Raw genomic sequence first — 25,040 nt, 5'->3', positions numbered from 1 at the left:
AACGTGTTGACGAGGAAGTTAAGAAGCTGGTCCTCGTGGATTTCACCGTCTGCTTGCTTGGTATTGGACACACCTTCAGCAAGCAGACCTCTCAACTAACCGGCTTTGTGAAGTACTGAGTATGGACCGATGGGTCGACCCCGACGAGGCTGACCCGGCGCAGTGGCGTGGAACAGGACCGTACGACGACCTGCGCCGGGGCGAGGAGACGGTCTCAGTGCTCGAACGCGCAAGTCGGACGCCACTGCCGTATCAGTACGAGATCGATATCCACCATGACGACGACGTCGCCGAGCAGTTCCGGTCCAGCGAATACAAACACGCACGTATCGTCTACAACAGCGGCGTTGACGCCAACCGACGGATCAAGCTCCTTACCCGCGGAGTGCTGTGGGGTGGCGACGAACTACACTAGCGGTTTCAGGCGCAGTACCGTCGACCGCCGCCACCCACTGAGACCGTTCCGTTCGGTGAGTATACCGTCTGGACCCGGTACCAGTACGGGACCATCGAGCGAACAGACGACGGACTAACGTTCACTGAGAGCGAGGCGAACCCGGACGAATCGCTCCAGGAACTCGACTGGGCGACCCTTTTCGACCCGGTCCGAGAACGGCTCGCAGAGTTGGAACTGGTCCGGAACCCCTCCTTCGCGAAATACCGCTTGAAAGAACTCGGTGAGTGGACTGCCTATCGAACGCGGTTCCAGTACGACCCCGGCGCGTTCGCCATCGGTCCCTGATTAGGGGACCTATAATAAATCGGGATGGGCGGTACACAACGTCATGAAGCACCTACTAACTGCGGTCCCGCTTCAGCCCGGTGGCGGGTTCCTCGAACTAGCGCTGCTGTTTCTCGTTCTCGCCGTCGTTGCTGGGCTGGCCGGCCTGGGGGGCGTGGCGGGGCTCAGCATGCGAATAGCGAAGATACTCGTCGTCGTGTTCCTCGTCCTGATGGTCGTTAGCTTCCTCCTGTGACGCCGGCTTCGGTGGGTAGTGTCACCGCCACACCGTTTCTGAATCCTTTTATCCATGTGACGACTTCTATCGGGTATGACCGAGCAGGACGCAGCCGACGACACGGCCGCGACGGAGGAGTCGACCGCGAGCGAGGCGCAAGCGGACGGCAACGTCGACGCGGATTTCGAAGACGCCCCCGAGGACGTCACCGCAGACGAGGTTGACCTGGGCGAGTTCGACGTCGACGACGATCTGGTCGACCGGGTCGCCGAATCGGACCCCGAAGACATCGCTCGGGAACTCTCCGCGCTGCGGACGCGCGCAGACAGTCTCGAATCGCAGGTCGAACAGCAGGACGGCGACATCGAGGAGCTAGAGGAGAAGCTCAAGCGCAAGCAGGCGGAGTTCCAGAACTACAAGAAGCGGATGGACAAGCGCCGCGAACAGGAACAGAAGCGCGCCACCGAGGACCTCGTGACGCGCCTGCTCGACGTTCGGGACAATCTGGAGCGCGCGCTCGGACAGGACGAGGACACCGATATCAGGGGCGGAGTCGAGTCCACGCTCCGGCAGCTTGACGACGTGCTCGACGCCGAGAACGTGAAGGTCATCGACCCCGAGCCGGGCGGAGACGTCGACCCGACACAGCATCAGGTGCTCGCCCGCGTCGACAGCGACCAGCCGGACGGAGCCATCGCCGATGTCCACCGGCCGGGCTACGAGATGGCCGACAAAGTGCTGCGCGAGGCACAGGTAACCGTCAGCGAGAGCGAGGAGTAGCGAGCGACCACGACGGTATAGCGGTCGTATTGCGGTACATTAAATAATCACCGGTCAGGGAACGCCACCGAGTAGAAAAACGCCCGGAGGAGGCCCCTTTGTCCGTTTTTCCGATCAACACATCTAGCAACTTTTAACCGGCGCAATCCGCTATGAGCGGGTAAGATGGCGAGCAACAAGATTCTGGGTATCGACCTTGGGACCACGAACAGCGCGTTCGCGGTCATGGAAGGTGGCGACCCCGAAATCATTGTCAACGGCGAAGGCGAGCGGACGACACCCTCTGTCGTCGCGTTCGACGACGGCGAGCGACTCGTCGGGAAACCGGCGAAGAACCAGGCGGTAAAGAACCCCGACGAGACCATCCAGTCGATCAAGCGCCACATGGGCGAGGACGACTACTCGGTCGAACTGGACGGGGAGGAGTACACGCCGGAGCAGGTCTCGGCGATGATCCTCCAGAAGATCAAACACGACGCCGAGGAGTACCTCGGCGACGAGATCGAGAAGGCCGTCATTACCGTCCCGGCGTACTTCAACGACCGACAGCGCCAGGCGACCAAGGACGCCGGGGAGATCGCCGGCTTCGAGGTCGAACGCATCGTCAACGAGCCGACCGCGGCCGCGATGGCCTACGGCCTCGACGACGAGTCCGACCAGACGGTCCTCGTGTACGACCTCGGGGGCGGCACCTTCGACGTCTCCATCCTCGACCTGGGTGGAGGCGTCTACGAGGTCGTCGCGACCAACGGGGACAACGACCTCGGTGGCGACGACTGGGACCACGCCATCATCGACTACCTCGCCGACGAGTTCGAGGCCGAACACGGCATCGACCTGCGCGACGACCGGCAGGCCCTCCAGCGGCTGACCGAAGCCGCCGAGGAAGCCAAGATAGAACTCTCCTCGCGCAAGGAGACCCGCATCAACCTCCCGTTCATCGCGACCACGGACGACGGGCCGCTGGACCTCGAACAGAAGATCACGCGTGCGAAGTTCGAGTCGCTCACCGAGGACCTCATCGAGCGCACCGTCGGCCCGACGGAGCAGGCGCTCGCCGACGCGGACTACACCAAGAGCGACATCGACGAGGTCATCCTCGTCGGCGGTTCGACGCGGATGCCCCAGGTGCAAGACCAGGTCGAAGAGATGACCGGGCAGGAGCCGAAGAAGAACGTCAACCCCGACGAGGCCGTCGCGCTGGGCGCGGCCATTCAGGCCGGCGTCCTCTCGGGCGACGTGGACGACATCGTCCTGCTCGACGTGACGCCGCTATCGCTGGGTGTCGAGGTCAAGGGCGGCCTGTTCGAGCGACTCATCGACAAGAACACGACCATTCCGACCGAGGAGTCGAAGATCTTCACGACCGCTCAAGACAACCAGACGCAGGTCCAGATCCGCGTCTTCCAGGGCGAGCGTGAGATTGCCGAGGAGAACGAACTGCTCGGCGCGTTCGCGCTCTCCGGCATCCCGCCGGCCCCCGCGGGCACGCCCCAGATTGAAGTGTCCTTTAACATCGACGAGAACGGGATCGTCAACGTCGAAGCCGAGGACAAGGGCTCGGGCAACAAGGAGGATATCACCATCGAAGGCGGTGCTGGCCTCTCCGACGACCAGATCGAGGAGATGCAACAGGAGGCCGAACAGCACGCCGAAGAGGACGAGCAGCGCCGCGAGCGCATCGAAGCGCGCAACGAGGCCGAAGCGTCCGTCCGCCGTGCCGAGACGCTCCTCGACGAGAACGAGGAGGAGATCGACGAAGACCTCCAGTCCGACATCGAGGCGAAAATCGAGGACGTCGAGGAAGTCCTCGAAGACGAGGACGCCACGAAGGAAGACTACGAGGAGGTCACCGAAACCCTGAGCGAGGAACTGCAGGAGATCGGCAAGCAGATGTACCAGGACCAGGCCCAGCAGGCCGCCGGCGGCGCAGCGGGCGCTGGTCCGGGCGGCGCAGCCGGGGCCGGCGGAGCCGCTGGACCAGGTGGCGCAGCAGGCGGCGCTGCAGAGCAGGGCGAGGAGTACGTCGACGCCGACTTCGAAGACGTCGACGACGAGGACGAGGACTAACAGGACGAGGCCGAGTCGTCGGCTCGGAAGATGAGCGAAGCGATATCTTCCGGTGTTTCGAGACGTGAGCGGAGCGAACGTCTCGAAGACGATGACGAAGAATAAGTCGTTTTCACCAGCTCGTTAGACGTGTCTGGCGGGCTCGCAACGGTGAACGGCACATATTTTTTGAGTGCCGGAAGTGCTGAAGCTGAATCCACGGGTCTGGGGAGCGTTGTCGGATTCACGAAGCGGTCGGATTGGGTCAGTAGGAGTATCTGTTCAGTACATGGCTGTGTTCCATCATGTTGAGTTGACAATCGCTGTGAGCGGGCACATCGCTGTTCCGATCCTCCTAACCAAGGAATCGGAGTATTAGTAGGGATCGCCTAGCGCAGGTAACCCTGATAATCAAAACAGTATAAGATAATGAAAATAGCGCATATATATCAGATAGTCGAGCGTACGGCCGCACAGTGAGCAACCAGAAACAGATACAAGCGCAGCGGCTGAGCACCCACCTCGACGCGGTGCGACACGAAGACCGTCGGCAGATACTCTTAGCGATACGTGACACGGAGCGGTGGCGGCCGTCCATCTCGGAGTTCGACGGCAGTCGGACACCAGTGGGAGAGCCGGCAATCCCGGCGGACCTCTATCACCGGCATCTCCCGAAGTTAGCGGAGATAGGGCTCATCGAATGGGACCGGGAGACCCACTGGGTAACACGCGGCCCGGAGTACGAGCAGGTCCGACCGCTCCTTGCGTTCCTCTCCGAGAACTACGACGAGTGAGAGATAGGGAGGGCAAAATCCCGAACTGCGTTGTTCGCTAATCCTGTTCGAGTGGCGTCATTTCCACGACGCCCTGCGAGAGGAGGCGGCGCGCGATGACGATGAGTCCGTTTCTGAGTCCGGTCGCGAAGATGGCCTGTTCGTCGCCAGTCTGCGGGTCAATTGAGCTGACGAGCATTGCCGACCGATCGACGAGCAGGAGCCGGCCGACAGCAGCGTCTTCCTGCGGTGTCATCTCGCCGCGGAGCCAGTCCAGTTCCGACAGGAACGCGGTCGCGCGTGGGATTTCCTGTTCCACGCGGTCCCGTATCGAAGCGGACCCGCTTCCGACGATAAGGTCGATATCCGAGTCGATGGAATTGAGTTGCTCGATCAGTGGCTCGGTGAGGACCGCGTCGGAACCGATGACGAGGACCACTTCGTTGGTCGTGTCGCCGATGATTGCCGCGGCACGGTTCTCGATAGCGTCGGACCCGGTGAGCGACCAGACCTCCTGTAGCTCGGCCTCGTCGTCGTCGGACTCGATGCTTCCCATCTCGCGTAGCGCGGACTGGAGGCGTTCGACGCGCTCTTCGTACTGATCGCGGAGCGTTTCGGTGGCCTCGGAGAGCGGGACGGCCCGGAACTGCTGGGGACTGGAATGCTGGACCTCGACCAGCCCCTTCGCTTCGAGAATCCGGACGGCGTCGTAGACCCGCGTTCTCGGGACCTCCGTCACCTCGCTCAGTCCCTTCGCTGTACCGCTGGACATCCGAGAGAGTCCGACAAAACATTTCGCCTCATACTCTTTCAGGCCCAACTCCTGGAGTAAACTTACTGCTTCTTCGTGTGTTGCATCAGATGTCATGTGTCCCAACCTTCATCTCGGTGGAAGCCGAGGATGTGTAGAGAGATGACGCCCACAGGTAAAAGACGTTGTTACTGTAACACTGTCGGCTCTCGTCTCAGTGAGCGTTGTTCGACGAACGATCCATAGCGTATTGTGACTGAAGGAGCCTCCAGCGGTTGTAATCGACGATCTGCGTCGAAGTTATTTCAACGTGACATCTATGTTTACTCAATTAATCACACAACTGTTATACATGGGTCCTGACTATGAGTAGTTGGCACGCAGCGATCTATGTGTCCCAACCACATCTGCTGCGTGCTATTTTCAAAAGATCGGTCCGACAGGCTCTGAGCAGCGCGTCCAGAACGTGGTTTCCCCGAAGCAGATCGCTGTAAGATGGAACTCAGCAGTCATCTCGCTGCCCGTATTTCGACCCCAGTGTTCACTCTCGGTGGAAACAGTTCACTCCGAAAAGCAAGTTCATCGGATAGCTATTGTATCAGCCTACGGTTATAAAATGTAACCAACACCGTGTATTCACAGACATGTAACCGGTGTTCACTCCGATATTAGATAGCTGTATTATACATCACATATCCAACTGATAAATTGACAGTAGAATTAATATGATAGATAGACATATTTCCAGTAATGAGTGGGTCCGACAGGCGGCCCGACCGGACATCTGACGACCCGGACACCCTCCACGCGGAGTTCGACTGGGACGTTGTCTCACCGTCAGTCGCAGTGATGCAAACGGTCGCGACCGCGGCTGACCGAGAGGCCATAGAGCTATCGCCCCTCATCGAAACGCTCGATCCGGACGCGCTTGACGAGCTATTCGTCCATGCGTCAGGTCCGGACAGAGCCGTTTCGCTCTCGTTTCAGCTGGACGACTACGCTGTGACCGTGACCGGATCTGGGGACGTGTATGTCCGCACCGGGCCCGTCCGTTCGTGACCGTTTGCAGGACAGGCACACCACCGACGGCGGCCGGTGACGCTTCCCGGAGACGCTCTAGCGGGCCCGCCTGTGAGGTGCAAACAGTCAGCCAGTCTCGTTACCGAGCGTCACTGTGTCGAGCGTCGTCGTCCGCTCGCCCGGCGCGCCAAGTGGCCGACCGGTCCAGCGAACCGCAACGGTATCGCCGCTGTCGAGGAAGAAGCCGACGGAGACGTCGCCGTCGAGGTAGTTACCGTCGCCGTCCGAGTCCACGCGCGGGTCGTCAAGAACGATTGTATCGTCAGATTCGACGGGTAGCTGGTCCGCCCCGGCCCACGTCAGCGTGGTCGAGCGGTTCCGGTCGGCGTCGGTGACGACGAGTGTCAGCGCGTGCGTGCTGGTGTCCGTGAGTCTGTCCCCGCCGGCGTGGGTAAGCGTGACCGCCCCTGCCTCGGCGTCGAACTGGCCGTCGATGGTGACCGACGGGGACGCCGTCCGCAGGTCCGCGCCGGGGCCGACGACGAGTGCGGCCAGCCCGACAACGGCCAGCGCCGCGAGCCCCCAGACTGCGACTCGCTCGACCGTGACGAGACCCCGGTGACCACGCGACGACTCAGGATTCATTGCCCGAATCCTCCCCCGGCACGGAAATAAGCGCCCCGGTACGGGTCGAACACTACTAGTCGGCAACCCGTTCTTTTGAAGTAGCTCAATCGTCTAAGCCTCGTACAACGAATGAGTCAGGATTTCTACGAGATACTGGGTGTCTCTCGGGACGCCTCCGAAGACGAGATCAAGGAGGCTTATCGAGAGAAAGCCCGGGAATACCACCCGGATGTGAGCGACGACCCCGACGCCGAGGAGAAGTTCAAGCAGGCGAAAAAGGCCAAAGAGGTCCTCACCGACGAGGAGAAGCGCCAGATGTACGACCAGATGGGTCACGAGCGCTTCGAGCAGGCCGAGAAGCGTGGCGGCGCTGGCGGTGGCGGCGGCCGCGGCGGCATGGGCGGGGACCCGTTCGGCGGCGGCGCTGGCGGCTTCGATATGCAGGATATCTTCGACCAGTTCTTCGGCGGCGGTGGCCGCGGCGGCCGTGGCGGCAGCCGACGGCGACAGGGCCAGGACCTCCAGACCCGACTGGAGATCGACCTCGAAGAGGCCTACGACGGCGCGACGAAGCAGCTGAACGTCACCCGGCCGGAAGCCTGCGACGACTGTGACGGGGCCGGGCATCCGCCGGGAGCCGACTCCGAAACCTGTCCCGAGTGTAACGGCCAAGGCCAGACGACGCAGGTCCAGCAGACGCCGATGGGACGGGTTCAGCAGACGACGACCTGCCGCCGGTGTGACGGCGAGGGGACGCTGTACGACGAGACGTGCTCGACCTGTCGGGGCAACGGCGTCGTCCAGAACGACGCGAGCCTCGAAGTCGAGGTCCCGGCCGGCATCGCCAACGGGCAGACGCTCCGGATGGAGCGCGAGGGCGCACCCGGCGAGAACGGCGGCCCGAACGGCGACCTGCTCATCGAGGTGAGCGTTCGGGACCACCCGGACTTCGAGCGCGACGGCGACGACCTGCAACACCAGCAGGCCATCTCGTTTCCGCAGGCCGTCTTCGGCGACACTATCACCGTCCCGACGCTGGACGGCGAAGTTGAGGTCGACGTGCCCAGCGGCACCCAGAGCGGCGAAGTGTTCCGACTGGGGGGCAAAGGAATGCCGCGACTCCGCCGACGCGGCAAGGGTGACCTCTACGTACAGGTGCAGGTCGTCACGCCCGACAGCCTCAACGCCGAACAGAAGGAGGCCCTCGAACAGTTCGCGGAGGCCGGTGGCGAGGAGGTCGACGTCGAGGAAGGCTTCTTCGAGAAACTGAAGAACTCGCTGTAGTCAGTCGCCACTCGCCGGCGTCCCGTCTGAGCCGGACTGACCCTCGTATTTCGCCAGCGCCGCCGAAAGCGCAGCGTCAGCGTCGACATCAAGTTGTTCACACAGCGCGAGCAGTGCGAACAGGGCGTCGCCGAGTTCGTCCTCCCGTAGCGACAGCGCCGTCGAGTCGGTACCGTAGCCGGTCGTTTCGTTGACTTCGGCCGCGATGTCGCCGAGTTCGGCCACCACATCGAGTAGCCGGTAGGCTGGCGGCGTGTCGATATCGTTGTGCCTGAGCACGTCGGCGACTTGTTGTTGCCTTTTCATTTCTAGAGCGTGGAGGAGGCCACTTATATCGGCTTTGTGGCCGCGCTGTTTTTCATCGGCGGGGCCAAACGACGACACATGCAGGTACTCGGTGACCTTGTCGCGCAGGCCCGCGACCGCGACGGCGTTCTCTTTCGCTCGCCGGAGCGGTCGACACCGTACAGTTACTCCGACTTCGCTACGAACGCCTGGAAGGGCGGGAATCTGCTGCGGCACTACGGCGTCCGGCATGGGACGCGGGTCGCCGTCGTCGTCGGCCCGAAAGAGCCGACCGACGAAGATCGGCCGGGCTACCTTCGGGATGCGCCGGACGCACTGCTTGCCTTCCTCGCGGCCGCACTCGACGGCGCGGTCGTCGATATGGACCCGCCGAATGCGGTCGATGCGACAGCACTGGTCGCACCAGCGGCATGGCTCGACCGCTACACGCAGGGGCCGGGGACGAAGGGGCTGGCCTACGGCGGCCCAGTCGATGATCCCACCATCGCTCAGTTCGAGCGGGAGCTGTGGAGCGAGAACCCGCTCCAGCCGCCGGGCGAAGTCGCGCCCGAGGACGACGTGCTGGCGGCCGACAGAACGTACACACACGGCGAACTCATGGCCGAGAGCGGTCGTGTCGTCGCTGACTACGACATCGACGCGGAGACGACTGTCGCGCTCCGGGCACCGATGACGACTGCGGGTGCAGTGGTCGCCGGACTGCTTGCACCGATGCGGGCCGGTGCGACGGTGGTGTTCGGTGGCGACGAGACCGCGAACATCGCTGTCGCCGATGGAGATGCACCGGAAGAAACCGTTGTTCGGCCGGGCGACGCAACGCCGTCGTAGCTCCTTTTAATCGTCCGCTACGGGGCCGTTTAGCGAGTCGCGCGGTACTCGCCGTGTTTGACGCCGAGCGCTAGAATTAGCGCGAAGACGACTATCTGCCCGACACTGACGGGGAGTGCGATACTCGAAGGCATTCCCATGAACGAGCCGCTCACCATTACCCCGACAAGGACGAGAAAGGCGATTGCAGTCTTTGTCGTATCGAATTCCATAACAGCCGATCATTGGAGCCCGGGTCGTCTAAACGTTGGCTTTGCGGTTACTCTGTCGGTCGGACGAAGTCCGCAAGCGTCACCAGTAGCCCGAGCACCCACCCCAGCGGGATGGAGATGCCGAGCCAGATGATGACGTAGGCGATGCCTTCCCGCTCGAAGTTCTCGATGAAGAACTCCGCGACACCGACAGCGGCCAGCACCTCGTAGAGGAACCACCGGGACAACGAGTCGCTCGCGGGAATGACGACCGAGGCGACGGTCGTCGAGTACAGCGCTGCGACGACAGGCGGCAGGAAGATGGCCGTCATGGCGAACGGATACGCCAGCGCGACTGTCGTCCCGCGGCCGCCGACCCGCCGGAACGTGACAGCCAGTGCGGCCGACAGCGTCGCAACGCCGCCGGCGACAACGACGGCGGTGAACCCACCCGACACGAGGTCGATACTCCCCGGTTCGAGTCGCGCGAGAGCCGCCAGGCCACCCCAGGCGACGACGGAGAGTAGAACGACGCCGACGACGCCCAGACGGGTCGCCGTGCCGTCGATGCGACGGGTCTGGTAGCGCAGGACGACGCCACACAGTACCAGCGGATACACCAGCGCGATGACTGGGACCCCGAGCGCAGACCAGAGGCGATAGAGGGCCAACCCGACCGAGGAGTCCGGCGTCCACGTCCCGAGGACGGTGTCGTTAGCGTTTCGCTGACGTGGATACACGAGTTCCATCCACGTTTCGTGTAATCTATTGAGGTCGATACGGATCCCGCCGACGACCCCGTGGCTTCCGGTAGACATACCGGTGATTTCGTTCTACCGGCGTTAAATGTTTCACGGCAGCCGTGGCTGTTGTGATATGCTGTGAAGAGTACTGCCCCGATTCGAAACCGACATATTCAGGACGGGGAGTCACAAACGGTCAGGTATGACAGACGGTAGAGCGGACGTGTCCCGTCGGGGCTTCCTGCGGACGGCGGCAGGGGCCACGGCTGCGTCGGCCGCAGCAGGCACCGCGACCGCACAGGAAGGCACCGAAGGCGGCGACGGTGGCGGAGGCGGCGGCGAGCCGGACTACGGTGGTTTCCTGGATCAAGTCGGGAACTTCGACGGGTCGACCGTCGATGAGACCGGGAAGGACACAGTGACCGTCGAAGTCGGTGTACAGGCCAACGGTGGCGCGTACGGGTTCGGTCCGGCTGCCGTCCACGTCGACAACGGCGCGACCGTCCAGTTCGAATGGACGGGCGAAGGCGGCGGCCACAACGTCGTCTCGGACGGCGACGGCCCGCTGGACTCCGGCAGTACGACTTCCAGTGCCGGCGTCAACTACGAGCACACCTTCGAGGAAGACGGCATCTACCCCTACGTCTGCGTGCCACACGAAGGACTCGGGATGAAGGGGGCCGTCGTCGTCGGGACGGACTACCCGACGAAGTCCTCCGGCGGCGGTGGTGGCGAGAGTGCCGGCCCGCCGGAAGTGCCAAACAGCGCGAAAACGCTCGGCGTCGCAACCTCGTTCGTGATGGTCGCGACGCTCGGACTCGCGTACTTCTTCATCCGGTACGGCGGCGACTACGAGACGCCCGAGTAACGCGCCGTCGCCGCGTTACACCGAATCCGGACCGGCGTGAATATTCAGGTCGACGTCCCGTTCCTGCCCTTCGAGGTCCTCGACGACGCGTTCGACGATTTTGGTCGCCTCTTTGCGGATGAGCGGCTTGACTTTCTCGATGACCCAGTCCATCGAAACGAGTCGGGGGAGGTCGACGGCATTGTCCGAGGCCGACCCGGGGTCGAACGCGACGTGAAACCGCACCCGTGACGCCGTCTCCACGTCCGCCGGGACGCCGTCCGGGTCAGGCTCGACTGCCCAGTACCCTTCGGCGTCGATGTCCTTGACGATCCGCCAGTCGATGCGCGTCGGCGGCGAAACATCAGTCACCGCCGACCGAGCGGTGTAGGAGAGCTTCCACCACGAAAACACGAGGTCGTAGTTCGTCCCCGGCGAGCCGTCGCCGTCCTGTACCACGCGGTCGAGATACTCCGAGTATCGTGCGTAGCCCGGAAAGTCCAGCAGAAACTCGTAGACCTCTTCGGGTGGGACGTACACGACCGTGCTGACCTCGACTTCGTCCACGTCTGTGACACCGGATGTACCGAAGGTAAACTTTCGGGCTGGACCCCCGGCCGTGGCCGCGTTTTTTGCCGAAACATTTCTACAGAGCATAATTACGAACAGAAAATATTATCATCCTGTATTGGATACAGAGGAAGTACCATGAGTGCATCCGATATCCAGTCCGCTGATACCGACAGCGAGCACGAGACCAGCGGGTGGGACGCCGTCCGCGATCTCCCGCCGAGCGCGAAACTCGTCGCGAAAGTCCTGGAGTACAACGACACCCTCACTCAGAGCCAACTCGCCGAGGAGACGCTGCTGCCACCGCGGACGGTCCGGTACGCCCTCTCCCGCCTCGAAGACGTCGGTGTCATCGATTCCCGGTTTTCGTTCTCCGACGCCCGCAAGCGGATCTACACGCTCCGGGTCGAGTAGCCACCCGACACGCCTCACGTCGAGTAATCGAACCCCGTATTCCGCGCCAAGAACCGTTTCACCGCTCCTTGTCGCCCGTTGACAGTGTGAGGACAACGTTGATTAGTCAGCCTCACAAGACATCTGATATGAAAGTCGTCCTGATTGGTGTCGGGCAGGCTGGTGGGAAAGTAACCCAGTCGCTTGCCCAGTTCGATTACGACATGGGGTTCGACGCTGTCCGGGGGGCCCTCGCCGTTAATACGGCGCGAGCCGACCTCCAGAACCTCGATATCGACACGGCCCTCATCGGACAGGACCGCGTGAAAGGTCACGGCGTCGGCGGTGACAACGAACTCGGGGCCCAGATCATGCAGGAGAACGCCACCGAGGTGCTCGACGAACTCGATGGGCGCATCACGACCGAGGCCGAGGCCATCGTCGTCGTCGCCGGACTCGGCGGTGGCACTGGCTCCGGCGGCGCACCGATGCTCGCCCGCGAACTCAAGCGCATCTACGAGAAGCCGGTGTACGTCCTCGGCATCCTCCCCGGCCGGGACGAAGGCGGTCTGTACCAGGCGAACGCCGGTCGCTCGCTCAAGACCGCCGCCCGCGAGGCCGATTCCCTCCTCCTCGTCGACAACGACGCCTGGCGGGGCAGCGGCGACAGCGTCGCTGCCGGGTTCGAACGCGTCAACGACGCTATCTCCCAGCGCGTCGGCCTGCTGTTTGCTTCCGGCGAGGCTGTCGAGGGAGTCGGTGAGAGCGTCGTCGACTCCTCGGAGATCATCAACACGCTCAGGGGCGGCGGTATCGCCTCCATCGGCTACGCCAGCGCCGAGGCCAGCGAGGACGCCGGTGAGAACGTCAACACCATCACCAGCGTCACCCGGAAAGCCCTCCTCACGAGCATGAGCCTGCCCAACGCGGTCAAGGCCGACTCGGCCCTCCTCGTCGTCGCGGGCGACCCCGAACGCCTCTCGCGGAAGGGCGTCGAACGAGCGCGCCGCTGGGTGGAAGACCAGACCGGGAGCATGGAGGTCCGGGGCGGGGACTTCCCGCTCGGCTCCGACAAAATCGCGTCGCTCATCGTTCTTTCGGGCGTCGAACGGTCCGAGCGGGTCGACGAGTTCATGAAGCGCGCCCGCGAGACGGCTGACTCCCAGGGCGGGACGACCGACCCGGACGAGTTCACAAACGACAAACTGGACGGACTGTTCTAAGCTGTTTTCGGCGCAGATACCGGAATCGATCGGCTGAGACGGCAGCCTCAGGCGAGGCTGCTACCGTCGAACTTCGCGCGGTCGAAGTCGTGGTCGAGCAGGTCGAGAACGGTCGGCGCGATGTCGTAGAGATCGGCGTCTTCGATGCGAACGTTCGGGTCATCGACCAGAAGCGTCGCGTTGTCGAAGCTGTGCATCCCGTTTCGCGGTCCGACGCCGAAAACGTCCTCGGAGCCTTTGAATCCGGCTTTCAGGTCGAAGCCGTGGTTCGGGACGACGGTGAGATCCGGCGCGATGTCGTCGTGGTCGCCGCGGAAGGCGTCTTCCTTGGTCACGACACGGTCGGCGACCTTCTTGCCGTCCGGGCCTTCAAGCGATTCGAGTTTCTCCTTGAGGTCCGCACGAACGGACTCGTACTCGGATTCGGGAACGCTGCCGTTCGGCTCCCGGCCCTCTAAGTTGATGTAGAACCGTCCTGGGATGAGCGAGTACGCCTTGGTGTCCTCGCTGATATCGCCGAGTTCGGAGTGGTCGTCGGTCGCGTAGTCGAGCCACCCTTCCTCCTGGAGCCACTCGTTGAAGTGGACTTCGTAGTCAAGGGAAGTGAAACCGTGGTCCGAGGCAACGACCATCGTCACGTCGTCGGGGAGTCGATCGCGCAGGTCGCCGAGATAGGCGTCGACCTGCTTGTAGAACTCGAAGAACGCCTCCTGGTTCTCGCCGTCGCGCTCGTAGTCTTTGAACAGGAAGTGGTTGACACGGTCAGTGGTCATGAACACCCCGAAAAACAGGTCCCAGTCGTCCTGCTCGACATAGTGTTTGAACGCTTCGTAGCGTTTTTCCAGCGTCTTGTGGGCGTCCTCGACGAAGTCGCTCTTGTCGTCGTCGTGGCCGAGTTTGGCGTTGACGTCGATCCGGTAGTCGCTGTCCTGAAGGTGGTCCCGGAGTTCGTCCGGGTAGGCGGCCTTGTCCACGCCCGGTGAGAGGAAGCCCGACACCATCCGCTGGACGTTCCGCTGTGGCGGGAAGGTGACCGGCACGTTCAGAACCGTGGCATTGCGGCCATCGTCGGTGACGCGGTCCCACAGGCGCGTCGCCTGCACGTCACGCCCCATCGGGACGTAGGTGTCGTAGGAGCTGACCTCGCGGTCCTGGAAGCCGTAGACGCCCGTTTGTCCGGGGTTAACGCCGGTCGTCAGCGCCGGCCAGCAGGCGCTAGACTCGGGCGGAACGATGCTGTCGATGGGGCCGGCGCTTCCGTCCGACGCCATCTCCGTGAGGTTCGGGAACACGTCGGGGTGTTCGTCGATGAGGCTAAACGGTACGCCGTCAATGCCGAAGAAGGCAACACGCGGTGCGTCGTCGCCCTTCAATCGGTCGAATAATCCCATACGACCCGTTAGTCAGGTCAGGAACAAGAAACTTCTTTTCGGAGCCGCGTCACCGAAAGCGGCAAAACCATCGATACAGCCCACGATCAGGACGACTGGTCCGCGTTCTCCGGGACCACGGTCAGATGTGCGATTCCGGGTGTCGACCGCCGCTCGACTCGCGGAACGACAGTCGTGTGGTCCAGCGCCGCGTCGGTGTCATCAGTAGCCATACACGTATCGATAGTGGTTACACGGGCAAAAAATTACCCATGCTCATACATAATCGGAGACACCTGCCGGTATTACTTCTGGAAATACGGCGGCGGTGGAACAAAACCGCAAAAATGTGGTCCCGGAAGCGTCAGTTGAACTCTTCGTCGTACAGTTCCTGGGCGTGGACGATAGCGTCCTTTGCAGCTTCTTTGTCCTCCCAGCCCAGCGTTTCGACTTCTTTGCCTTCTTCGAGGTTCTTGTAGGTCGAGAAGAACTCGTCAATCTCGTCGAGGGTCTGCTGCGGGATGTCGTCGAGGTCCTCGATGTGGTCGTAACGCGGGTCCTCGACCGGAACTGCGATGACCTTATCATCTTGCTCGCCGTCGTCGTCCATCTTCATCAGGGCCACGGGGCGGGCTTCGATGACACAGCCGGGGAACGTCTGGTCTTCGACGAGGACTAACACGTCGAACGGGTCCTCGTCGTCGTAGTACGACTGCGGAATGAAACCGTAGTCAGACGGGTAGTGAACGTTCGAGTGGAGAACACGGTCGAGGACGACACCAGGGATGTCCTTCTCGTATTCGTACTTGTTACGCTCGCCTTTCAGGCACTCGACGACAGCGTAGATCTCTTCGGGCGGGTTCGGTCCGGTTTCCAGGTCTTCCCAGAGGTTCGTCATCACCGGCGACTGCGCGACGCCGTCAAAAAATCTTTTCGTAATAGCCACAGCTATTGGGTATTATGCGCTATATAACCCAATAATATCTAACTATAGATATATTCTTAGATTACACTTACTACCTGTAAACGACAATCTGAAAGCAGATTAATCGGAAACTCAATTTAACTGAATCCACATAATATAAATTTCTCGATATTATTGTACCTGCTAGTTGTGTGGTGGTTAATGCCCCACAGCAGGCGTTGTGCGCCAGAGTTAACAAGTGTTAAATAGCTTGCTGACATTTACCCAACTATGTCAGAGGCACAAACAGTTACTGACAGTCCGGGCATCGCAAAAGAGCTTACCGCTTTTCAGCAGAATATCCTGGTAATACTCGCTGAAGAGCCGCGGTATGGTCTCGCTATCAAGCGCGAACTAGAAGAATACTACGACGACGAAGTCAACCACGGTCGCCTGTACCCGAACCTCGACGACCTCGTCGAGATGGGCCTCGTCGAGAAGAGCGAACTCGACAAGCGAACGAACCAGTACTCCCTGACCGAGTCGGGCAAGGACGCAGTCCTCGACCAGCTCGGATGGGTGTTCGGAAAGTTCATCTCCGATGACGGTCGAGCCGACGAACTCCGTGACCTGATCGCGGCGCAGCAGTAGACTCGCATCTGGGCACCTGCGAACTACTGTTAATCAATTCTTAATGCGAACCAAACGCTGACTACCGGCGGGTATACCGAACGGTTACGCGTCGGGGACGCGGCCACCGGCTTCTTCCACAGTGAGACGGATCGACTGGTCGAGGGCCGACTGTTGTTCCGCAGTTGGCCACGCGTTCCGTCGGACGTAGTCGTCCCGAAACTCCTGAATTTCGTCCGGTGTCGCCTCCGAGATGGGCTTCGCGTAGTGGTTACCCATGAAATCGGCGAGCAGTTCCGCGTTGGCGCCGTGTGTCTCACCGTGTGCTTCGGTCACAGCTTCGACGACGGCTCGGTTTGCAGCGTCGATTTCCGCCCACTCGTCCGGGTCGCCGGGACCCGAAAGCCGTATCTCGACGCCACGGTCGATGTCGTCGACCCGCTCCGGACGGATGACGCCGTCATCGACCCATTCGACGGGATGGCAGACGAGCACGTCACCCGTCTCGTCGTTCCTGATGCGGGCAGTGTAGTCGTATTCGGCGAGGATTTCGTCGCGTTCGGTCCTGTAGGCGCCGGCCTCAGCATCGTCGACCGCCTCGCGAGCGAGTCTGGTCAGCCGTTCGGCCCGTTCGGTCACGTCTGTCGGCAGGTCAGTCATCGTCGAGTGCGTCGTTTGCTAGTTCGTCCGCACGGTCGTTTATTTCCCGCGGAACGTGCTCGATCTGCCAGTCGTCGAAGTCGGTCAGCAGTTCGCGCACGCGGACACGGCTTTCGCGCAGGTCTGGGTCGTTCGTATCCCACTCGCCACGGACCTGTTTGACGATAAGCTCTGAGTCACCCCGAATGTGGACATCGTCGAATCCGTAATCGCGTGCGACTTCGACCGCGCGGATGAGCGCTTTGTACTCCGCCTGATTGTTCGTCGCCGTGCCGATCGTCTCCCCGCCTTCCGCGACGATTCCGCTGTCGTCGACCAGTACGTAGCCGACCGAGGCCGGTCCCGGGTTGCCCCGCGATGCGCCGTCAAAATACGCATGGACGCGACCGCCGTCATCGCCGCGCAATAGCGCCTCGAGTTGTGCAGTCCCCTCACCCTGTACGACGACTTTTCCGTCGTAGGCGACCGCCGTCGCGCCGCCGTATTCGACGCGCCAGCGCTCGTGGTCGGTGTTTCCCTGTTGAATGTCGAGCCCCGCATCCGCCAGACGCTCGCGGGCCGTCGTCTCGTCGCATTCGATGACCGGCATTGTCCGAGGGTGACTGACCCGTCGGTATAGACGTTGTGGTCGGCCGGTCAGTTTCCGGCGTTTCTGCTGATTCGCTCGGCACCGGTCTGTCGACCCTCTTCACCGCCGAGTACCCGACCGAGAACACCGACCAGCCCGCCGACGGTGACAACGGCGCCGGCGGCGAACATTATCGACAGGATTGGGTCGACGGGTTCGATGAGGATGGGTGAGAGAAACAGGACAATCCCGGACAGTATGGCTATCGCCGCTGCAACGGGGCTTACCTGTTTCCCTGACGAGACGCGGTAGGTGGAGTGTGCGAGCGTGAGGGCCGCGAGTTCCCCGACGAGAAGGTTGACGAGCGCCTGCTGGTACGCGACGGGAATGACAGCAGAGACGAATACGACGACCATGCTGACCAGCGTCGCGCCGAGCAGGAACCACTTCGTTGTATCTACCATGATTTATATCACCTGTTGTTACTCAATCCAACCCTGTAAGAGTTGCTCTCCCACGGACCGCCGGAAAGGTTCTTATCGGGGAGGACCGAAAGCGTGACAGATGCAACTCGACGAGTTCATCGAGGGGTTCGAGGAGGACGAAGCCGCACAGCGGCGCCGCCTCGCGGCGGAGAAATCCTACGCCATCACGGACCACCTCGAAGACGTCGAGCGGCAGTTCGAGGACGCGGTGCAAGGGGATTCGCTGTTCGGATCGACGGCCCCGGAGATATTCGTCGGCCGGTCGGGGTATCCCAACGTCTCGACGGGCCTGCTCTCTCCGGTCGATACCGACGCCGCCGCTTCCGGGTTCGCGACCAGCGGCGACTGGTACCAGGAGGGACTTGGTATCGAGGACGTCCTCCAGCGCCGGACCGGCATGGTGAACTCCACCCAGACGACATCAGTCGATTCCGTCAGCGCCGGTGGCAGGCGGGGCGGTGGCGGGGTTCACGATGTCTGGAACGGCTTCGTCGGCGTCCAGCGTGAAGTCGCTATCGCGGACCATCCCGTCGACGTGGAGGTGGGTCTCGACGGTACCCCTGAGATGGATGTGAGCTTCGACGACGTCGGGACGCCGACGGGGCCGCGAGCCCACGCGACCGGTGCCGACCTGGCGGAGAACCCCCACGTTCCCCGACCCGTCGAAAAGACGCTGTCGGACGACGACTGGCGCGCGGAGGGTGCGATGGCGTATCTGTACCGCCGTGGGTTCGACGTGTACGACATCAACACGATCCTCTCGGCGGGCGCGCTCGGGCAGGCCAGCGAGCGGTCACTGGTGCCGACGCGGTGGTCGATCACCGCCGTCGACGACACGGTCGGGCAGTACGTCCGCGGGACGCTACGCAACGCCGACACCATCGACAAGCCGGAACTGTGGTACAACGAGTACATGGGGAACCGCTACTGGGTCGTGCTCGCACCCGGGCGCTGGGAGTTCGAACTCGTCGAGATGAAAGCCCCCCAGAGCGTCTGGAACCCACGCCCCGAGACGGGCTACTACATGTCCAGTGCTCACGAGGGCTACGAGGGGCGGACCGCCTACGTCGAGGAGACTGCAGGGGCGTACTACGCGGCACGACTCGGCGTCCTCGAACACCTGCAGGAGCGCGACAGACAGGCGAAGTGTCTGGTGCTGCGGGAGATCACCGACGACTACTGGGCCCCGGTCGGCGTCTGGCAGGTACGCGAGGGCGTCCGCAACGCGTTCGACGGCGAGCCAGGGACCGCCCAGTCCTTCCGGGAAACGCTGACGGCCATCGCCGACCAGCTCCCCGTCACTCTCGGGCAGTTACGACGCAAGTCCGAACTGGTCGCCGGGCTCCAGTCGCAGTTAAGCGATTTCTAACAGCGCTTCGCGTTGCGGTAAACGACCCGTACCCAGCAACCGTTATCGGCGTCGCCCGCTGTCACCGTCGTCGTCCCAGGCCGAAGTGCCGAATCCGCTCTCGTCGGTGTCGTCGCTCCGGCCCGAATCGTCGGCGTAACTATCACTCACCGGGTCGTTCACACCCGAGGTGGTCCCTGCCGTGGATGGGCCGGACCCGTGTGTCCCGCCAGTCGAAGTCGTGGGTTCGAGCGGCGGTTCGCCGTACTCCTCCTCGTATGCGTCCGCGAAGCCACGCCCCCAGATGTACATAATCGCTGACTGGCCGACGAACGCGAGGAACGGAACCGCCAGATAGCCGACAATGGTGAACCCCAGAACGGTCGCTCCAACGGAGACGATGATGTTGACCGCAAACGCCATCACCACGGCCATCAGCATTGTTCGACTTGTCCCGACAGACGAGAGCACATCACGGTCAAAGCCCGCAGCGATACTATCAGCCCGGACGAAGTTCCCTGTCGCAACGGGCAGTATCACTGCCATTGCGAGAACGCCAATAAAGTAGAGCAAGGCAGCGACGAGCACGCCGACGAGCAGCAGTCCCCCCGAATCGCCGAGTCCGCCGGCGATCACCAGCAGACCCGGGATAGCAAGCGCGAGTGTGAGCACCACCCCGTACCCCATAACGACGACTGTATGTCGGACTCCGTCGACAGTTATCTCGACCAGATCCAGTTCGTCCCAGGCCGGCGGCGTGTCAGTCTCGCCCCTGAGGACCCGGCGCATCACTTCGAGCATATATCCCTGGAACGTGAACAGCGGAACGAGCAAAAAGCCGAAAAACAGTACGACGCCACCGAGGGCGACGCGTTTGACCCAGTCATCGCCCTGTGTCTGGTAGCGAAGTGCGTCTTCTATCATGTCCAGTCAGTCTTAAGATAGGTTCAAATAAGTTGTGTAATCAGTGAAAGCTGCGATCCAGACCTCGCAGCTCTCGGACCAATTCAGTACGGGCAACGGCGTGGCTCAGGTACTATCGGTGCTGTGTGGCGAAACCTCGACGAACGCCGGGGTATCGACTGGCCCGGCACAGACTGGGCATCCAACAACCAACAGGCGGTCTCGAACGCCACCGTCGACCGTTGCACACGCATCACAGTTCGGGCACGTGAAGCGGTACTCCGGCATGTACTCAGGCACGGACTTGGATAGCCGAAGGAACTGCCCCCTCAATGTGGAGGGGATATAGGTGCGCGAGGCGGCACCGCCGCGGGTCGGCTCGCCGACCACTGGTGCCGTACAGTGGGGAGCGTCTCGGATATATAGACCACAATAGCGGTCTTAGGAAGGGTTATTCCGCTCGCTCGGAACTATTACGCGATGACTGATACGCCCCTGAAGTTCGGATTCGTCTGTGTCCAGAACGCGGGCCGAAGTCAGATGTCCGCAGCGTTTGCCAAGCGAGAACGCACCCGCCGCGGACTCGAAGACGAGGTCGAAATCCTGACCGGCGGCACAGACCCCGCGGACGAAGTGCATCCGGAAGTCGTCGAAGCCATGCAAGAACTGGGCATCGATCTGTCTGACCGGGTCCCGCGACCGGTCTCGGACGACGAACTCAACGGCTGTACCGTCGTTGCGACGATGGGATGTTCGACGCTCGAACTCGACGCCGACGTCGCAGTGCGCGATTGGGCGCTAGACGACCCACACGGGCAGTCGGTCGAGCGGGTGCGGGAAATCCGCGACGAGATAGAGAAGCGTGTCGCCGACCTGTTCGACGAGTACACCGGATAGCTACCACTCGACGTACGTGAGATACTCGACCTGTTCGTACTCCAGTAACCACGTCCCGTAGCTGTCCGTGACCTCGATTCCCTCGTGCTCCCGAATGCGGTCAGTGACCGACTCGAAGGCTTCGTTGTCCTCGAAGTAGCCGCCGTCGATGGCCTCCTCGACGACCTCTCGCTCGGCTTCGGAAAGGCCTGAAAGGGTGAACAGGTACTGGTCTCGAATCTGGTCGGCGAACGAGTCGACATCCGATGCGACTTCCGTCGCCTCGTACCGGTATTCGGTCTCTGTTGTCGTTCGTGTACTGACCGTAACCCGATAGCGGTCGCCGTCGTGGACGATAATATCGTACTGGCGCTCCGGAACGAACACCGACCCGTCACCCACTTCCTCGGCGGTTCCGTACCCGACACCCACGTCGTACCCGTCCCCGGTGGGTGGGTTGTCATCCGAGATGATCGGATCAAGGCGCTGGCGGTCCGCCGTCGGTAGCTCTTCGTAGGCGATATCGCCGATCTCAGCCGTCGAATCAGCCGGATCGAAATCGATTCGGACCTCGTACACCGTCACGTCGCTGCTTTCGAGTGCCGTCTCCGAAACTTCGTAGAAGGCATCGTCGATCCGGACGGTATCGGTCCGGTCGAACAGTTCGTATCGCCCCCGGCGCATCGCAGAACCGTTTTCGACGGCCTCCGAGGCGACCGTGTACTCCGCCGACTCGGGGCTGGGCGACATCGAAACCTCGTCGGCGATGTCGGCCGCTGTCGCGTCGTCCATGTCAAGCACGACGGAGGGATGGCCGCAGCCGGCGACAGCAACCGAGAGGAGGGCTGTTCCGCTCGCGAGGAACTGGCGTCGTCGCATACAGCTACTGACAGGCAACCGGAAGGAAAGTTTTCCGGGTGTGTTTGTTCGCGGTCGGAATCGTGCAGACACGCCTCACTCGTGAGCACAGCCTGAGCCGTAGTAAACGCCAGACGGCGGCAGGGTCCGCAAGGTTCCCTTGCGAGTTGACAAATACTTCCTTCAACGGCACTTTTCAATTCCGTCGAAATAGACGAACTACGGCGCTGTGGCTCCGGTTCTGGTAAAGTCAGGAACGGGAAGAACTCGGTATGGGCCAACGCGGCCTTAATTATCATGCTTTGCTGTCGGGGGCGGTAGCTCGTTATCATCGTTAGATGTCCTCCGGAACGTGGTCGCGCCGTCGACGCATGCGCTGGCGCTTCGACGCCTTGTCGTAGTGCTTCTCCAGGATCTTCTCGGACACGTCGCCGCGGTCGCTCACGACCTCGCGGGGCGTGCCCGCATCACGGTGAGCCGTGATGGAGCCGGTACGGACAGCGTGAGGTGCAACCGAGGAGGGGCACCCACTCGCGCCGTCGCTAGTGTTGTACTCGCAGGTCTCCGGGTCGTAGTCGTGCGGGCACGGCTCACCGATGACACAGGGCCGGGTCAGCCGGTAGACCCAGTTCTGTAGCGTCGTCAGCGCCGGGCGGCCGAACTCCGTCGTAATCAGCGGCGTTCGGCCGTGGTCGTCCTCGACGCTGTGCCGGTTCGGACTGCTGATGTAGTCCTCGATGATGCCCGCCACATGGGCGGATAGAGCCACGTCGCGCTCGCCGCGTTCACCGTTCTTCAGCGGCGTTCCCGTCTCCGGTCGGTGTCGGAAACACAGCGCACGGTCCTCGGCGTCGAAGTCGTCGAGGTCCAGCGCCCGGATGCCGCCGCGCCGGGCAGAGGTCCGCCACATCAGCAGAAGCGTGATGTGTTGGGCCGATGCGTAGCGGTACTCGTGCAGGTATTCAAGAATCGGCTCCGCTCGGGCAGAGTCGAGCTGCGCGTCGCTCGTTCCGTCGCCATCGACGTTCGGGAGCCGAACCCGCTCAGGTAGCGACTCGGACACAGCGTCGATGTCGGTCAGGTAGTCGAGGAATCGGCGAATCGTCGATACCTGCCCCTGCATGGTCACGGAGTTACAGGGATCGTCGTCGCCGTTGTCCTCGCGTTTGTAGACGCGGTACTCGTGGATCGTCCGAACGTCTACGTCGTTCATGTTCTGGATGCCTTGGTCTTGCAGCCAGTCGACGAACGAGCGAAGCCGGGACTCGTGGGAACGCATCGTCGTCTCGCGGAGGTCGTACTGCCGCGTATCGACGTAGTATTCCAGCGCGGCCTCGGGTGTGATCGGGTCGAGGTCGTCGCTCATTCGTCACCTCGTTCGAAGGTGAAGGCGAGCGACAGCGGCTCGCCGTGGTTTCCGCACGCTGGACAGACGCGAACCGGTTGAAACGTTACGTTCGAGCAGGCTTCGCAGACGTACAATCGGTCGTCCGTCATAGTTCTCCGTAGATGACCAGCCGGTTGCAGTTCGTACAGTAAAACGACGGCCGAGCGATTTGACCGCCGGAATCGTGTTCCGTACGGACCGATTCCGGGTGGTCACAGTCCTCGGGGTACGGAGAAAACGCGCGGTCGTCGCCGCGGTCGTTCGGAGCCATCTCAGCGAAACGGCTCACTGTCCATCACCTCGATGAAGATGACGCGATTGACCAGCGGTCTTTTCACTACGTGCGCCGTTGCCTCTCGTGCGGGATGTCCGTCCCGCGTGGGTTTCGGTTTTCATCGTTTCACCGGAGCCACCTCGGGGCCGTGCTGCAACACGGCCCTTCGTTTCCTACCCGGCTAGCGTCATCAACGACCAACTGGGTGGCTCCATCTTAGCCAATTGTCGGGGAGAAGTTAAATCTTGTTACTAATCCGTATCCAACGTTTGGTATCCTACAAGTAGCAACCATCTAAATGGCCGGAACTATTTATTGACAACAATGGCTGACTCAGAAGAAGGACCGGACTGGCTCACAGATACCGATAAAGACATTCTGAAGATTCTCTGGACGAGGCTAATCCTATCCCCGTCGATTATAGCGGAAAATACCGAACGGTCACGAGTGAGTGTTTCCCGGCGACTGGACACCCTTCAGGCGGGCGGGCTGGTCAAGAAGGTTGATAGAGGAAAATACAAGATTTCAGAGAAGGGTATTGAAGCAATTGAGGTCTACGGTCATCCAGAGAATTTTCGGGAAGATACGCTGAGAACAGAGGAATGAACACTCTCCCATCGGGAACTCACTTGTCGGTTTCACATCGGGGGACTTGCTCGTCGATCACTCAACCTTCACAGAATTTTGAACGTGACTAGACTAACAATACTTACTCCAAAGATAGTCACATCTGGGACAACTTCTGAAATCTTCTCGTGTAGTTGCTTCCTTTCTGCAGTTAGGATAGCTCTCTGCTGTCGTTTGATTTCAGAATCGATCTCTTTAATCGTACTCTCTGTCGACGGGTTCTGAGCAGAGGCTTCCTCCAGCATACGACGTTTTAGTTCCAGTTCTCGACAGGCAGCACGACACTGTGCCAGTTTTCTTTCTTGACGAGGTGTTGTTTCCTTGTTTCGCGAGTGACGAAGCTCTTCGACTTCAGCACTTGTGAGGCCGAAATTCGACATACTATCAAACAAGGTCTATCTTATAATAAACCTAGCTACGAGACCAGACATCAACAATAAGCGGGTTCTTTCGCCGACCTACTATAGGCACGTCGTCCACCGTGGTCAGTGCAGTTTTCAGGGATTTAACGTATCGCTCTCCCATCGGGGACTCGGTCGCCGTCAGCACATCAGGGATTCGTCTGACGAACGGTTTTCAGGCTCAGATTTCCAAATAAGCAGGGCTATCGGTGTGAGTGGCTCCAGTCCACAGATCTTCAGCAATGAGAAACTGCAATATTTGTTTGGCATGCGCAATTAACCTCCATCGCTCATCCGTAGCACATTGTTGATTTCACAGAGTTGCTCGAACAGCGTATTTGAGAGCATCTCGGCCGGGTTTCCGAAACAGCTCTCGGCGTAGCTGAAATGCTCTAAGATACTGTG

At 61.4% G+C, this 25,040-nt stretch carries 33 protein-coding genes; 15 read left to right on the top strand and 18 right to left on the bottom strand.

The window, feature by feature from the left end:
* Window positions 1–121: 121 nt before the first annotated feature.
* From VI234_RS19720 to VI234_RS19700, 5 genes are all read left to right on the top strand, one after another.
* The gene (locus VI234_RS19720; protein ID WP_336331006.1) at window positions 122–415 is read left to right on the top strand and encodes a hypothetical protein; all 294 of its coding nucleotides are present in this window, start codon (window positions 122–124) and stop codon (window positions 413–415) included.
* A 370-nt stretch (window positions 416–785) separates the two neighbouring features.
* Window positions 786–977: a DUF1328 family protein gene (locus tag VI234_RS19715; RefSeq protein ID WP_014039548.1), complete on the top strand. Its 192-nt coding sequence runs from the start codon at window positions 786–788 to the stop codon at window positions 975–977.
* Between the two features lie 75 nt (window positions 978–1,052).
* Window positions 1,053–1,739 (top strand): nucleotide exchange factor GrpE, encoded by a 687-nt coding sequence (locus VI234_RS19710; RefSeq protein WP_008310821.1) that lies wholly within the window; start codon window positions 1,053–1,055, stop codon window positions 1,737–1,739.
* Window positions 1,740–1,904: 165 nt separating this feature from the next.
* Window positions 1,905–3,809 carry a molecular chaperone DnaK gene (gene dnaK, locus VI234_RS19705; protein ID WP_050037556.1) on the top strand — a complete coding sequence of 635 codons (1,905 nt, stop codon included), beginning with the start codon at window positions 1,905–1,907 and terminating at the stop codon, window positions 3,807–3,809.
* Window positions 3,810–4,264: 455 nt separating this feature from the next.
* Complete coding sequence (locus tag VI234_RS19700; protein ID WP_336331005.1) at window positions 4,265–4,582, top strand: DUF7344 domain-containing protein; 318 nt, start codon at window positions 4,265–4,267, stop codon at window positions 4,580–4,582.
* 37 nt (window positions 4,583–4,619) lie between these two features.
* Here VI234_RS19700 and VI234_RS19695 read toward each other — a convergent pair whose 3' ends face one another.
* Entirely contained in the window at window positions 4,620–5,429 is an 810-nt protein-coding gene (locus VI234_RS19695; protein WP_336331004.1) for a TrmB family transcriptional regulator, read from the bottom strand.
* A 633-nt stretch (window positions 5,430–6,062) separates the two neighbouring features.
* Here VI234_RS19695 and VI234_RS19690 point away from each other — a divergent pair.
* A complete protein-coding gene (locus tag VI234_RS19690) occupies window positions 6,063–6,371 on the top strand; it encodes a HalOD1 output domain-containing protein (RefSeq protein ID WP_008310833.1) in 309 nt (102 codons plus the stop codon).
* Window positions 6,372–6,458: 87 nt separating this feature from the next.
* On the opposite strand, the gene VI234_RS19685 is transcribed toward VI234_RS19690, so the two are convergent.
* Complete coding sequence (locus VI234_RS19685; protein ID WP_336331003.1) at window positions 6,459–6,977, bottom strand: hypothetical protein; 519 nt, start codon at window positions 6,975–6,977, stop codon at window positions 6,459–6,461.
* 111 nt (window positions 6,978–7,088) lie between these two features.
* On the opposite strand from VI234_RS19685, the gene dnaJ reads away from it, so the two are divergent.
* On the top strand, window positions 7,089–8,243 hold the full coding sequence (dnaJ, locus tag VI234_RS19680) for a molecular chaperone DnaJ (RefSeq protein ID WP_336331002.1): 1,155 nt from the start codon (window positions 7,089–7,091) through the stop codon (window positions 8,241–8,243).
* On the opposite strand, the gene VI234_RS19675 is transcribed toward dnaJ, so the two are convergent.
* Window positions 8,244–8,627, bottom strand: coding sequence for a MazG-like family protein (locus VI234_RS19675; RefSeq protein WP_008310837.1), 384 nt, complete (start codon window positions 8,625–8,627; stop codon window positions 8,244–8,246).
* Here VI234_RS19675 and VI234_RS19670 point away from each other — a divergent pair, their 5' ends adjacent.
* Window positions 8,628–9,377, top strand: coding sequence for a hypothetical protein (locus VI234_RS19670; protein WP_336331001.1), 750 nt, complete (start codon window positions 8,628–8,630; stop codon window positions 9,375–9,377).
* Between the two features lie 29 nt (window positions 9,378–9,406).
* Here VI234_RS19670 and VI234_RS19665 read toward each other — a convergent pair whose 3' ends face one another.
* Together VI234_RS19665 and VI234_RS19660 are read right to left on the bottom strand one after the other, a co-directional pair.
* Window positions 9,407–9,589 (bottom strand): DUF7333 family protein, encoded by a 183-nt coding sequence (locus tag VI234_RS19665; RefSeq protein ID WP_014039538.1) that lies wholly within the window; start codon window positions 9,587–9,589, stop codon window positions 9,407–9,409.
* Window positions 9,590–9,636: 47 nt separating this feature from the next.
* Complete coding sequence (locus tag VI234_RS19660) at window positions 9,637–10,386, bottom strand: hypothetical protein (RefSeq protein WP_008310840.1); 750 nt, start codon at window positions 10,384–10,386, stop codon at window positions 9,637–9,639.
* 127 nt (window positions 10,387–10,513) lie between these two features.
* Between VI234_RS19660 and VI234_RS19655 the strand changes: the two genes are divergently transcribed.
* Window positions 10,514–11,179, top strand: a complete 666-nt coding sequence (locus VI234_RS19655) for a halocyanin domain-containing protein (RefSeq protein ID WP_008310841.1) — start codon at window positions 10,514–10,516, stop codon at window positions 11,177–11,179.
* 15 nt (window positions 11,180–11,194) lie between these two features.
* On the opposite strand, the gene VI234_RS19650 is transcribed toward VI234_RS19655, so the two are convergent.
* Complete coding sequence (locus VI234_RS19650) at window positions 11,195–11,725, bottom strand: type II toxin-antitoxin system RatA family toxin (protein WP_336331000.1); 531 nt, start codon at window positions 11,723–11,725, stop codon at window positions 11,195–11,197.
* A 141-nt stretch (window positions 11,726–11,866) separates the two neighbouring features.
* Between VI234_RS19650 and VI234_RS19645 the strand changes: the two genes are divergently transcribed.
* Together VI234_RS19645 and VI234_RS19640 are read left to right on the top strand one after the other, a co-directional pair.
* Complete coding sequence (locus VI234_RS19645) at window positions 11,867–12,142, top strand: MarR family transcriptional regulator (RefSeq protein WP_008310844.1); 276 nt, start codon at window positions 11,867–11,869, stop codon at window positions 12,140–12,142.
* Between the two features lie 128 nt (window positions 12,143–12,270).
* On the top strand, window positions 12,271–13,344 hold the full coding sequence (locus VI234_RS19640) for a tubulin/FtsZ family protein (RefSeq protein WP_336330999.1): 1,074 nt from the start codon (window positions 12,271–12,273) through the stop codon (window positions 13,342–13,344).
* A gap of 47 nt (window positions 13,345–13,391) precedes the next feature.
* Here VI234_RS19640 and VI234_RS19635 read toward each other — a convergent pair whose 3' ends face one another.
* The 3 genes from VI234_RS19635 to VI234_RS19625 all read right to left on the bottom strand — a co-directional run bounded on the left by VI234_RS19635 (window position 13,392) and on the right by VI234_RS19625 (window position 15,612).
* On the bottom strand, window positions 13,392–14,735 hold the full coding sequence (locus VI234_RS19635; RefSeq protein ID WP_336330998.1) for an alkaline phosphatase family protein: 1,344 nt from the start codon (window positions 14,733–14,735) through the stop codon (window positions 13,392–13,394).
* Window positions 14,736–14,821: 86 nt separating this feature from the next.
* Window positions 14,822–14,947, bottom strand: coding sequence for a hypothetical protein (locus VI234_RS19630; protein ID WP_004593838.1), 126 nt, complete (start codon window positions 14,945–14,947; stop codon window positions 14,822–14,824).
* A gap of 131 nt (window positions 14,948–15,078) precedes the next feature.
* Entirely contained in the window at window positions 15,079–15,612 is a 534-nt protein-coding gene (locus VI234_RS19625; RefSeq protein WP_008310858.1) for an inorganic diphosphatase, read from the bottom strand.
* A gap of 297 nt (window positions 15,613–15,909) precedes the next feature.
* Here VI234_RS19625 and VI234_RS19620 point away from each other — a divergent pair, with 297 nt between their 5' ends.
* Window positions 15,910–16,269, top strand: a complete 360-nt coding sequence (locus VI234_RS19620) for a PadR family transcriptional regulator (protein ID WP_004518536.1) — start codon at window positions 15,910–15,912, stop codon at window positions 16,267–16,269.
* Between the two features lie 84 nt (window positions 16,270–16,353).
* On the opposite strand, the gene VI234_RS19615 is transcribed toward VI234_RS19620, so the two are convergent.
* The 3 genes from VI234_RS19615 to VI234_RS19605 are packed head-to-tail and all read right to left on the bottom strand — an operon-like array spanning window position 16,354 to window position 17,940.
* On the bottom strand, window positions 16,354–16,908 hold the full coding sequence (locus VI234_RS19615; RefSeq protein WP_008310863.1) for a DUF7108 family protein: 555 nt from the start codon (window positions 16,906–16,908) through the stop codon (window positions 16,354–16,356).
* The gene (gene rnhA, locus VI234_RS19610) at window positions 16,901–17,497 is read right to left on the bottom strand and encodes a ribonuclease HI (RefSeq protein ID WP_008310865.1); all 597 of its coding nucleotides are present in this window, start codon (window positions 17,495–17,497) and stop codon (window positions 16,901–16,903) included. The genes VI234_RS19615 and rnhA overlap by 8 nt, the downstream gene beginning before the upstream one ends.
* A gap of 47 nt (window positions 17,498–17,544) precedes the next feature.
* Window positions 17,545–17,940: a hypothetical protein gene (locus VI234_RS19605; RefSeq protein WP_008310867.1), complete on the bottom strand. Its 396-nt coding sequence runs from the start codon at window positions 17,938–17,940 to the stop codon at window positions 17,545–17,547.
* Window positions 17,941–18,040: 100 nt separating this feature from the next.
* Between VI234_RS19605 and nreA the strand changes: the two genes are divergently transcribed.
* On the top strand, window positions 18,041–19,330 hold the full coding sequence (gene nreA / locus VI234_RS19600) for a DNA repair protein NreA (RefSeq protein WP_336330997.1): 1,290 nt from the start codon (window positions 18,041–18,043) through the stop codon (window positions 19,328–19,330).
* A 42-nt stretch (window positions 19,331–19,372) separates the two neighbouring features.
* Here the strand turns inward: nreA and VI234_RS19595 are convergent, their stop codons facing one another.
* A complete protein-coding gene (locus VI234_RS19595) occupies window positions 19,373–20,233 on the bottom strand; it encodes a DUF4013 domain-containing protein (protein WP_008310871.1) in 861 nt (286 codons plus the stop codon).
* A gap of 105 nt (window positions 20,234–20,338) precedes the next feature.
* Window positions 20,339–20,500: a DUF7560 family zinc ribbon protein gene (locus VI234_RS21390; protein ID WP_152418459.1), complete on the bottom strand. Its 162-nt coding sequence runs from the start codon at window positions 20,498–20,500 to the stop codon at window positions 20,339–20,341.
* Window positions 20,501–20,692: 192 nt separating this feature from the next.
* On the opposite strand from VI234_RS21390, the gene VI234_RS19590 reads away from it, so the two are divergent.
* The gene (locus tag VI234_RS19590; RefSeq protein WP_008310872.1) at window positions 20,693–21,109 is read left to right on the top strand and encodes an arsenate-mycothiol transferase ArsC; all 417 of its coding nucleotides are present in this window, start codon (window positions 20,693–20,695) and stop codon (window positions 21,107–21,109) included.
* Here the strand turns inward: VI234_RS19590 and VI234_RS19585 are convergent, their stop codons facing one another.
* The 3 genes from VI234_RS19585 to VI234_RS19575 form a co-directional block, all read right to left on the bottom strand.
* A complete protein-coding gene (locus VI234_RS19585; RefSeq protein ID WP_336330996.1) occupies window positions 21,110–21,967 on the bottom strand; it encodes a hypothetical protein in 858 nt (285 codons plus the stop codon).
* A gap of 313 nt (window positions 21,968–22,280) precedes the next feature.
* Window positions 22,281–23,312: a tyrosine-type recombinase/integrase gene (locus VI234_RS19580; RefSeq protein WP_336330995.1), complete on the bottom strand. Its 1,032-nt coding sequence runs from the start codon at window positions 23,310–23,312 to the stop codon at window positions 22,281–22,283.
* A gap of 127 nt (window positions 23,313–23,439) precedes the next feature.
* The gene (locus tag VI234_RS19575; protein ID WP_336330994.1) at window positions 23,440–23,622 is read right to left on the bottom strand and encodes a hypothetical protein; all 183 of its coding nucleotides are present in this window, start codon (window positions 23,620–23,622) and stop codon (window positions 23,440–23,442) included.
* 309 nt (window positions 23,623–23,931) lie between these two features.
* Here VI234_RS19575 and VI234_RS19570 point away from each other — a divergent pair, with 309 nt between their 5' ends.
* Window positions 23,932–24,213 carry a hypothetical protein gene (locus VI234_RS19570; RefSeq protein ID WP_336330993.1) on the top strand — a complete coding sequence of 94 codons (282 nt, stop codon included), beginning with the start codon at window positions 23,932–23,934 and terminating at the stop codon, window positions 24,211–24,213.
* Between the two features lie 68 nt (window positions 24,214–24,281).
* On the opposite strand, the gene VI234_RS19565 is transcribed toward VI234_RS19570, so the two are convergent.
* Window positions 24,282–24,614, bottom strand: a complete 333-nt coding sequence (locus VI234_RS19565; protein ID WP_336330992.1) for a hypothetical protein — start codon at window positions 24,612–24,614, stop codon at window positions 24,282–24,284.
* Between the last annotated feature and the right edge of the window lie 426 nt (window positions 24,615–25,040).

This window comes from Haloarcula sp. CGMCC 1.2071 (assembly GCF_037078445.1).
GTDB lineage: Archaea > Halobacteriota > Halobacteria > Halobacteriales > Haloarculaceae > Haloarcula > Haloarcula amylolytica.
Note: the sequence above shows the minus strand (reverse complement) of the source record. Positions and strands in the feature narration are given on the sequence as shown.